The 9,327-nt window shown below is 66.5% G+C and carries 9 protein-coding genes; 6 read left to right on the top strand and 3 right to left on the bottom strand.

Annotated elements, in window-relative coordinates; genetic code table 11:
- Positions 1-208 precede the first annotated feature (208 nt).
- From wecB to C100_RS29040, 5 genes are all read left to right on the top strand, one after another.
- Complete coding sequence (wecB, locus tag C100_RS29060) at positions 209-1,321, top strand: non-hydrolyzing UDP-N-acetylglucosamine 2-epimerase (RefSeq protein ID WP_024018548.1); 1,113 nt, start codon at positions 209-211, stop codon at positions 1,319-1,321.
- Positions 1,322-1,507: 186 nt separating this feature from the next.
- Positions 1,508-1,744, top strand: coding sequence for a hypothetical protein (locus C100_RS29055; RefSeq protein ID WP_024018547.1), 237 nt, complete (start codon positions 1,508-1,510; stop codon positions 1,742-1,744).
- A 73-nt stretch (positions 1,745-1,817) separates the two neighbouring features.
- Positions 1,818-3,113: a UDP-N-acetyl-D-mannosamine dehydrogenase gene (gene wecC, locus C100_RS29050; protein ID WP_024018546.1), complete on the top strand. Its 1,296-nt coding sequence runs from the start codon at positions 1,818-1,820 to the stop codon at positions 3,111-3,113.
- 150 nt (positions 3,114-3,263) lie between these two features.
- Positions 3,264-3,941, top strand: coding sequence for a polysaccharide biosynthesis/export family protein (locus C100_RS29045; protein ID WP_024018545.1), 678 nt, complete (start codon positions 3,264-3,266; stop codon positions 3,939-3,941).
- A 47-nt stretch (positions 3,942-3,988) separates the two neighbouring features.
- Entirely contained in the window at positions 3,989-6,070 is a 2,082-nt protein-coding gene (locus C100_RS29040; protein WP_235219015.1) for a GumC family protein, read from the top strand.
- Between the two features lie 850 nt (positions 6,071-6,920).
- Here the strand turns inward: C100_RS29040 and purQ are convergent.
- Together purQ and purS are read right to left on the bottom strand one after the other, a co-directional pair.
- Entirely contained in the window at positions 6,921-7,595 is a 675-nt protein-coding gene (gene purQ, locus C100_RS29035; RefSeq protein ID WP_031308728.1) for a phosphoribosylformylglycinamidine synthase subunit PurQ, read from the bottom strand.
- A 15-nt stretch (positions 7,596-7,610) separates the two neighbouring features.
- A complete protein-coding gene (gene purS / locus C100_RS29030) occupies positions 7,611-7,844 on the bottom strand; it encodes a phosphoribosylformylglycinamidine synthase subunit PurS (protein ID WP_021224554.1) in 234 nt (77 codons plus the stop codon).
- Positions 7,845-8,010: 166 nt separating this feature from the next.
- Between purS and C100_RS48805 the strand changes: the two genes are divergently transcribed.
- Positions 8,011-8,160: a hypothetical protein gene (locus C100_RS48805; RefSeq protein ID WP_024018542.1), complete on the top strand. Its 150-nt coding sequence runs from the start codon at positions 8,011-8,013 to the stop codon at positions 8,158-8,160.
- A gap of 12 nt (positions 8,161-8,172) precedes the next feature.
- Here the strand turns inward: C100_RS48805 and C100_RS29025 are convergent.
- A partial coding sequence (locus tag C100_RS29025; RefSeq protein WP_024018541.1) for a S49 family peptidase occupies positions 8,173-9,327 on the bottom strand: 1,155 nt, incomplete at its 5' end.

Below are 9,327 nucleotides of genomic sequence, written 5' to 3'. Positions count from 1 at the left end.
GCCGATCATCGTGATTTTCATGAGGTGTTCCGGCTCCGCATAGACATAGAGGGGTGCAACGCAGCGATCACATATGCGCCATATATGACAATTCGCTGCATCGCAGCGATGAAATACACAAGACGTTCAGCGCCTGTATACTAATTTCTGCGACTAACGGCATGTATTGCGCGACCATCGGTCGTCAGGGCGGACAAGGGAGCAAGATGTGAAGGTGGCCATTGTGTTCGGGACCCGCCCCGAAGCGATCAAGATGTTTCCGGTGGTCCATGCCCTGCGCCGGCGACCGGGGATCGATACGCGCGTGATCGTGACCGCGCAGCATCGCGGCCTGCTCGACCAGGTGCTGGAAATTGCCGGTATCGTGCCCGACATCGACCTGGACGTGATGGTGCCCAACCAGACGCTGGACGGGCTGACGGCGAAGCTGATCGTGGAACTGGGCAGGGCGTTCGATAAGGAGCAGCCCGACCGGGTGGTGGTGCATGGCGACACGCTGACGACCATGGTCGCCAGTCTGGCCGCTTATTATCGCAAGATCCCGGTCGCCCATGTCGAGGCGGGGCTGCGCAGCGGCGATATCCATCATCCCTGGCCCGAGGAAGTGAACCGCCGCGTCGTCGCCTGCATCGCCGACCTGAATTTTGCGCCGACGCAGGCAGCAGCAGACGCGTTGCTGGCGGAAAATCGCGATCCGGCCCATATCCATGTCACCGGCAACACCGTGATCGACGCGCTGTTGGCGACGCGGGGACGAGTGGTGGCGCAGCCGGCGCTGGCGAGCGGGCTGGATGCGCTGGCGGCGCGCTTTGCCGACAAGCGGATCATCGCGGTCACCAGCCACAGGCGAGAGAATTTCGGCGGCGGCATGGAGGCGATCGCCCGCGCCATCGCCGACATCGCCGCGCGCGAGGATGTGGCGGTGATCTTTCCGGTCCACCCCAATCCCAATGTCCGGCCGGTTATGGATGCGGTGCTGGGGGCGTTGCCCAATGTCGCGATGATCGAACCGCTCGACTATCCGCATTTCGTCCGCCTGCTGGATATGTGTCACCTGGTCCTGACCGACAGCGGCGGGGTGCAGGAAGAAGCGCCCTCGCTGGGCAAGCCGGTGCTGGTGATGCGCGAGACGACCGAGCGGCCCGAGGGCGTGGAGGCGGGCACGGCGAAGCTGGTCGGCGCGGACCGCGACATGATCGTGCGCGAAGTGCTGTCGCTGCTGGATGATGCGGATGCCTATGAGGCGATGGCGCGGGCGCATAATCCCTTCGGCGACGGGCAGGGCGCGGAGCGGATCGCCGACATCATCGCGGCGGGTTGACCGAAGGGCGAAGAAAGGTCGAGACGCTGCGGACCGGACCTGCTATCGCGCGGCATCGCCGCGATTTCCGCCCGCAAGCATTCGCCACGACCGAGAGACCATCGCGCTCCCGCTTGCCAGGCAAGGAGCATTTTTCATGATGAATCTGGACCGTCGGCAATTCGCCGCCGTCGCGGAGACGCGCGCATGAGCCGCGCCATCACCCTCAAGGCGGCGGTAGCCGATGTCGAGGCGCTGTGCGCCCGTCATGCCATCGCCATTTCCACGATCGAGCCGCTCGCATCGGGCGGGACGCGCGTCGTCCTGTTGAACCCGACCGGCGCCGACCGGATTCGCGAATTGATGAAGACGAAGATCATCACCGCGCCCATCGTTCGCTCGCCGCTGCATATGGCGCGCCAGCCCCAGCCGCGCTATCGGTAACGCCGTTACCGAAATTTTCAGCAATTCGGGGCAAAAGGCGGGCAAACCCATAGCCTGAAGGACGTTCCGACCCATGCCCGTCGATACCAAGCAAAAGGTTTCCGTCATCGGCCTTGGCTATATCGGCCTGCCGACCCCCGCGCTGATCGCGCGCGGCGGCTGTCAGGTTGTGGGTATCGACGTGTCGTCCCATGTGGTCGAGACGGTGAATTCGGGCCGCGTCCACATCGAGGAAGTCGATCTCGATGGTCTGGTGCAGGGCGTGGTGGCGCGTGGCAACCTGCGCGCCAGCCTTGAAGTCGAGGAAAGCGACGTCTTCATCATCGCCGTGCCGACCCCGGTGGCCGAAGACCGTGCGCCCGACATTTCCTATATCCTCAAGGCCGCGCGGACGATCGCGCCGGTGCTCAAGGCCGGGGACACGGTGATCCTGGAATCGACATCGCCCGTCGGCACGACAGAGGCGATGCGCGATGTGATCGGCGCGATCCGGCCCGACCTCAAAATGCCGGGCACGGGCGCGCAGGGCGATGTGGCGATCGCCTATTGTCCCGAGCGGGTGCTGCCCGGCCGCATCCTGGTCGAACTGATCGACAATGACCGTTGCATCGGCGGCATCACGCCCCGCTGCGCGCGCAAGGCGCTGGGTTTTTACCGCCAGTTCGTCCGCGGCGCCTGCATCACCACGACGGCCCGCGCGGCCGAGATGGTGAAGCTGGTCGAAAACAGCTTCCGCGACGTCAACATCGCCTTCGCCAACGAATTGTCGGTGATCGCCGACAATATGGACATCGACGTGTGGGAGGTGATCCGCCTCGCCAACCGGCATCCGCGCGTCAACATCCTGAACCCCGGCCCCGGCGTGGGCGGGCATTGCATCGCGGTCGATCCCTGGTTCATCGTCCATGGTGACCCCGAAAATGCCCGCATCATTCGCACCGCGCGCGAGGTGAATGACGGCAAGACCGATCATGTCGTCGCCCGCGCGTCCGACATGATCGATGATTTTGCCGGTGAGGACGTTGCCTGCCTGGGCCTCGCCTTCAAGGCCAATATCGACGATTTCCGCGAAAGCCCGGCGGTGAAGGTCGCGGCGCGCCTGGCCCGCCGCTATGGCCGCCGCGTCAAGCTGGTCGAACCCTATGCCCGCGAATTGCCGATGGACTTCGCCGGAACCGGCGCGGAACTGATCGATCTCGATACGGCTCTGGAACAATGTGGCGTCTTCGTCATTCTGGTCGATCATGACATGTTCAAATCGGTCCCCGTCGACGAACGCGCCGGCAAGGCGGTATATGACACGCGCGGCATCTGGCCGGACCAGCCGCGCCGGATCGCCGCTGCCGGGTCGGATCGCATCGCGGTCTGACGCAGCACGTCCCGGCGCAGCCCGTCGCGCGGGCGGTTGCCATCGCCTCTCCCCATGGCTACCCCCCAAGCCGCGCACGGCTTTTGCGCGCGCAGGGTCAATCGCCAGAGGGGGACAAGAGGCATGACGCGACGGCACCGGCCGCGATGGATGATGGCCGCCCTCCTGTTGCCGGGGTTGGCGGGATGCGCGACGGTCGAGGACGCGCCGCGCGGGGAGGATGCCTATGCCCTGGTCCCGCCGCCGCCCGCCATCGGCATGGACTATCGGATTTCGCCCGACGATGTGCTGCGCATCCAGGTCTATCATGAGCCGGGCCTGTCGCTGGAAGATGCGCAGGTGGATGCCGCGGGCATGGTGCGGATGCCGCTGATCGGCGCGGTGCCCGTCGCCGGCCTGTCCGCCAGCGAGGCGGCGGACGTGATCGCCGGGCGGCTGGGCGAGCGCTATCTGGTGTCGCCGCAGGTTACGTTGTTCGTCAAACAGGCGGTGGGACGCCGCATCACGCTGGACGGCGAGGTGCGGGAACCCGGCCTCTACCCGGTCGATGGCCGGCTGACCCTGTCGCAGGCGGTGGCATTGGCCAAGGGGCCGACCCGGCTGGCCGCCACCGGGCAGGTGGTCGTGGTGCGCCGGATCGAGGGACAGCGGCAAGCGGCGATGTTCGACCTGGGCGCGATCCGCAAGGGGGAAGCGCCCGATCCTGAAATCCTGCCCGGCGACCAGGTGATCGTCGGCCTTTCCCGCGCGAAGGCGATATTGGGCGGCGCGTTGATCGCCGTGCCGGCGCTGGCGACCGGGTTCATCGCGCTGGACGGAGACCGTTGATGGCCACGACCCTGATCGATCCGGCCGAGCGGCCCGAAGCCGAAGCCATGGGCGCCCGTCTGGCGCGGGGCGCGCGCAGCTATTGGACGGTGCTGCGGCGACATCGCGTCATCCTGTTCGTCACCATGGCGCTGTGCCTGTTGGCGGCGTTGCTTTATATCCTGCTGTCGACACCCGATTACCGCGCGACCGCCTCGGTCGAGGTGGAGGATGTGCCGGCCGGGGCGGCCGGGGCGGGCACGCCTTCCCGATCCACGAGCGACGATATCGAAACGGTGATGCAGACGCAGCTGGAAGTGCTGCGCAGCCGGGCGCTGGCCGAAGAGGTTGCGGGCAGCCTGGCGCTGGTCGGTACGCCGACCTTTTTCGAGGGGATGGGCGTCAGCCGGCCGAAGCAGGGCGCGGGCAGCCTCAGCCAGCGGCAGGTCGAGCAGGAACGGGTCATCGCCCTGTTGCGTGACAATCTGAAGGTCGAACTGCCCGGCAAGTCGCGGGTGATCCGCATCAGCTTCGTGAGCGCGGATGCAGCCTTGTCGGCCCGCGTCGCGAACGGTTATGCCGACAGCCTGATCCGGTCCGACTTGAAGCGCGGGTTCGAATCCGGGGTGCAGGCGCGTCGCTTCCTGCTGGGTGAGCTTGACGGCGCGCGGCGCGATCTGGACCGGGCCGAGCGCGATCTGGCGGTCTATGCCGCGCGCAATGGCGCCGATATCGAGGAGGAGCGGGCGGACAAGGAGGGGCTGGCGAAAGCGGGGAGCGGCCCCGTCGCACCGTCCGGCAATGCGATCGAGAGCCGGCTGGCGCAGCTCAATGCGCTGCGCACCCAGGCGCTGGCGGATCGAATCGGCGCGCAGAAGCGCTGGGAAAGCGCGCGCGCGGCCAATGCGGACACCCTGCCCGAAGTGCTGGGCAATGGCGCGATGCAGCAGTTGATCGCTGAGCGGGCACAGGCGCGCGCCGCGTTGGTCGAGGAACGGCAGTTCCGCAAGGACGCCCATCCCGAAATGCGCGAGGCGCGGGCGCGGCTGGCGGCGCTGGACGATCAGGCGCAGGACATGGCGAACCGCATCCGCGCCTCGCTGAAGCAGGAATATGAGGTCGCCGTCCATGGCGAAAAGCAGATCGCGGCGGAAATCGCCGATGTGGAGCGTGAAGCGCAGGTCGCGCGCGGCCGCGATGTGCAGATGAGCATGTATGCGCGTTCCGTCGATACCTATCGGATGCTGCACGACAGCCTGCTCCAGCGCTATCGCGACATGGCGTCGCAGGCCGGTTTCCAGGCCGGGCGCATCCAGCCGCTCGACCGGGCGGCGGTGCCCGCGCGCCCCTTTTCGCCCAAGGTCGGCCAAACCTTGCTGTTCGCCGCGCTGGGCGGCCTGGCGCTCGGCCTGCTGCTGGTCGGTGCGCGCCATATCTTCGACGATGCGGTGACGTCGGCCGATACGCTGGCGGAGCGGGTGGACCTGCCGCTGCTGGGCGCGGTGCCGGTGACGGGCGACAATCCGCAGCCGTCCGAGATATTCACGCCGATCGCGCGGTCGTTGCTGCTGGCGTCGTCCGGGGGACTGCCGCGCTCCATCCTCGTCACCAGCGCGCAGGAGGGGGAGGGCAAGTCTCTGACCCTCAATGCGCTGGCGCGGGCGCTTGCAGCGCTGGGCAAGTCGGTGCTGGTGATCGACGGCGACATGCGCCGCCCGGTGCAGCACGCGCTGTTCCGCGTCGCGCCGGGCAAGGGGATCAGCGAAGTCCTGACCGGGCAGGCCGCGGCCGCCGATGCGATCATTCCGACCGGGGTGGCGGGCGTTTCGCTGCTGCCGTGCGGGGCAGTGCCGCCCAATCCCGCCGAACTGCTGGCGACGCCGGCGCTCGACGGGCTGCTGGCGACAGTGCGCGACGATTATGACACGATCCTGATCGATGCGCCGCCGATCCTGGGGCTGGGCGACACGCCCTTGCTATGCGCGCGGGCGCAGGTCAGTCTGATGGTGGTGGAATGGGGCCGCAACCATCATGGCGGCCTGCGCGCGGCGGTGGACCGGCTGCGGCGGGCGGGCGGCGTCATCGTCGGCGCCATCCTGACCAAGCAGCAGGGCCGGGCGCTTGACTATGATTATCATCGGGGCGGGTGACGGGCGGATATCCGGCGCGGCGCTGAGGATAGGATTGGCCGGTTGCGGCCATTTTTTGGTCATTCGGTCAGATCATCCGCGTCCCTGAAACCGGCCCCTTATTCAGATGGCAGGTAGAAGACTTAATGGCCAAATCTGGTGGGAAGCGGACGTTAATCTACGCACAGAAACCCGGTGGCGATCTTCCCACGGCGGACTTCGGCGAAGCATCCATTAGTGATGTTGGAGGCCTCGCACGCACCTGTCGTGGCAGTGCCAATGCGGGGCGGGCGATCACCCTCCCACTCTTCCGTAAGGCATCGACCTTGGCATTCGGAGCTATTCCGGCACGATCTTCCGGCGTCTTTGGTCGGGACTACGCAAGCGAGAATTCCTGTCATACCGACCTTCTGAACCGTTCCACCGAAAGGTTCGCATTGCTCGACAGCAGGCACGACCAAAGTCGATTGAGCAGGCTCTTTAGGCTGACAACCGATTAGGAGCGGAAGCGTAACCATCGTTACGAGGGCGATGCGGCTCGACATCAGGTAATCATGCGCCGTTTTCGAGCGTCCGCAAGTAGGTGATTGTTGCCGAACGATCTTTACAGCCCAGCGGCAGCTATCGCCGGTTAACTTTCCAAAAGCGGACCGACTGAAAACCACCCGTCTTCGTCATCCCAGCGAAAGCTGGGATCTCAGGCAATGACGCGCCAAACCCCCGGAGAAGATTCCAGTTTTCGCTGGGGTAACGACCAAGGGGCAAGAGAAACTGTCGTTCCGCTCGCCCTCTCCTCAGCCCTTCTGCCCCATCACACAAAGCCGACCGCGCGGATGCGCGGCGGGCTTTGTGCGATGATTGAGCCGTCCCGTCAGGCGCGCGCGAGCAGGCCTTCGACCAGGCCCTGGAACAGGCGCTTGCCGTCGGTGGAGCCATGGGCGGGTTCGATCACGCGTTCGGGGTGGGGCATCATGCCGAGCACATTGCCCGCGTCGTTGAGGATGCCGGCGATGTTGCGGGCCGATCCGTTGACGCTTTCCGCATAGCGCAGCGCGACGCGGCCTTCGCCTTCCAGCCGGTCGAGCGTGGCGTCGTCGGCGCAATAATTGCCGTCATGATGGGCGACGGGGAAGGTGATGCTTTCGCCCGCCTCATAGCGGCTGGTGAAGGCGCTTTGCGCATTTTCGACCGTCAGCGCGACGTCGCGGCAGATGAAATGGCCGTCCGCGTTGCGCAGCAGCGCGCCGGGCAGAAGGCCGCTTTCGGTCAGCACCTGAAAGCCGTTGCAGATGCCCAGCACAAATGCGCCACGGTCGGCTGCCTTCGCCACCGCCTGCATCACCGGCGAGCGCGCGGCCATGGCGCCCGAGCGCAGATAGTCGCCATAGGAAAAGCCGCCGGGCACGCCGATCAGGTCGATGTCGTCCGGCAGTTCCGTGTCGCGATGCCAGACCATGGCGGGCCTGGCCCCGGTCGCGGCTTCGAACGCCACCGCCAGGTCGCGGTCGCAATTGCTGCCGGGAAAGACGATGACGGCGCTCTTCATGGCGGGCATATCTCCTTAGGCGACCTTTTCGATGCGGTAATTTTCGATCACCGTGTTGGCCAGCAGCTTGCGGCACATGGCGTCGATATCCTCATCGCTGGTGCCGTCGGCCAGATCCAGTTCGATCAGCTTGCCGGCGCGCACGTCGTTGACGCCGCCAAAGCCAAGGCCTTCGAGCGCATGGTGGATCGCCTTGCCTTGGGGATCGAGGACACCGCCCTTGAGGGTGACGAAGATGCGGGCTTTCATGGCGTGCTCAGCTCCCTGGAATCGACTTGGCGCCGCGCGCCTGGCGCGGCGACCGGTGATGCGGCACCCCCTAGGCGCGGCGCGCGCGCGAGGCAAGCCATTATCCTTTTGTTAGCGGCCCAGGCGTTAAGCTTCCCGCCTGAATTGGGGGAAGTGGGGAAAATCCATGTCCGGTCTGGCGCTTGCAATGTTTGTCGGGCTGTTCGCCTGGGGACAGCAGATCATGGGCTATGACGATCCGCACGGGAAAGTGCAGCTGGCGCTGCTGGCGACCTTCAGCTTCGGGCTGCTCGTGGGGTATCGCGCGCAGCGTTAGGCGGAGGCCGTCCTAGCGCCATAGCGCCGCCAGCATCGTCATCACGCCGCGCTCGTTGGCTTCGCCGCGCGGCCGGGGCGCGCCATAACCGCGGCATTCCAGGCAATCGGCGCGCACGCCCGCGCCCGAAACGAGCGCGCGGGCGTCGCTGACGGCCTGCATCGCCCAGCCGCGCTGCGTCCAGGCCTGCCGCGCCAGCATGTCGCGCGGGGTATTGGCGTCGTCACGTTCGCGCTCGGCCAGCGCCTCGATCCATTCGGTCCAGGGGTCGGGCTGCTTCTCGATCCGGTAGGCGCGCGCCTTGGCGGGATCGAGCTTGGCGCGGCGGGCGGCTTCGGCGATGGCATCATCCAGCCCGCCGAACCGGTCGACCAGGCCAAGCTGGCGCGCCGTGCCGCCGTCCCAGACGCGGCCCTGCGCGATGGCGTCGATCTGTTGCGGGGTCTTGCGCCGCGACTGGGCGACCAGTCCGACGAAGCGGCGATAAATATCCTCGACCCCCAATTGCATGATCTGGTCGAATTCGGGCGTGGTGCCGCCAGCGATGTCGGGCTGGCCCGACAGCGGCGTAGTGCGGACGCCGTCGGTGGTGATGCCCATCTTCGCCAGCGTCCCTTCGAAACTGGGCAATATGCCAAAGACGCCGATCGACCCGGTGATGGTGTCGGGTTCGGCAAAGATGACATCGGCCGGGGTCGAGACCCAATAGCCGCCACTCGCCGCGACATTGGCCATGGAGACGACCACGGGCAGGCCGTCGGCCTTTGCCTGCATGATGGCGCTGCGGATCTTTTCCGAAGCCATGACGGAGCCGCCCGGCGAATCGACGCGGACGACCAGCGCCTTGAGCTTCTTTTCGTCCAGCGCGGTCAGCAGCAGGTCGGAAATGGTATCGCCCGCCGCCGTGCCGGGGCCGGCTTCGCCATCGACAATATCGCCCGCCACGGTCAGCACGCCGATCTGCCCGTCATTGCCGGGCTGGCGCGCCTTGACATAGGTGCGCAGGTCGATCGTCGCGAAGCTGCCCGCCCGGTCGCCCGATGCATCGCCCGCCAGTTCGGCGACATGATCGCCAAAGGCGGCTTCGTCGCCCAGCTTGTCGACCAGCCCCGCGGCAAGCGCGGCCTTGGCCATGTCGCCATTGGCGGCGCGGGCCGCGGCGGCGGG

Source organism: Sphingobium sp. C100, from assembly GCF_000508185.1.
Classification (GTDB): Bacteria; Pseudomonadota; Alphaproteobacteria; order Sphingomonadales; family Sphingomonadaceae; genus Sphingobium.
The sequence above is the reverse complement of the archived record's forward strand: the minus strand, read 5'-3'. Positions and strand labels throughout refer to the sequence as shown.

What these genes read in the sequence shown, in the direction of transcription:
- wecC (WP_024018546.1), top strand. Translation starts at nt 1,818, where the DNA reads ATGCCCGTCGATACCAAGCAAAAGGTTTCCGTCATCGGCCTTGGCTAT.
- purQ (WP_031308728.1), bottom strand. Translation starts at nt 7,595, where the DNA reads ATGAAGAGCGCCGTCATCGTCTTTCCCGGCAGCAATTGCGACCGCGAC.
- C100_RS29045 (WP_024018545.1), top strand. Translation starts at nt 3,264, where the DNA reads ATGATGGCCGCCCTCCTGTTGCCGGGGTTGGCGGGATGCGCGACGGTC.
- C100_RS29055 (WP_024018547.1), top strand. Translation starts at nt 1,508, where the DNA reads ATGAGCCGCGCCATCACCCTCAAGGCGGCGGTAGCCGATGTCGAGGCG.
- C100_RS29040 (WP_235219015.1), top strand. Translation starts at nt 3,989, where the DNA reads ATGGGCGCCCGTCTGGCGCGGGGCGCGCGCAGCTATTGGACGGTGCTG.
- C100_RS48805 (WP_024018542.1), top strand. Translation starts at nt 8,011, where the DNA reads ATGTCCGGTCTGGCGCTTGCAATGTTTGTCGGGCTGTTCGCCTGGGGA.
- purS (WP_021224554.1), bottom strand. Translation starts at nt 7,844, where the DNA reads ATGAAAGCCCGCATCTTCGTCACCCTCAAGGGCGGTGTCCTCGATCCC.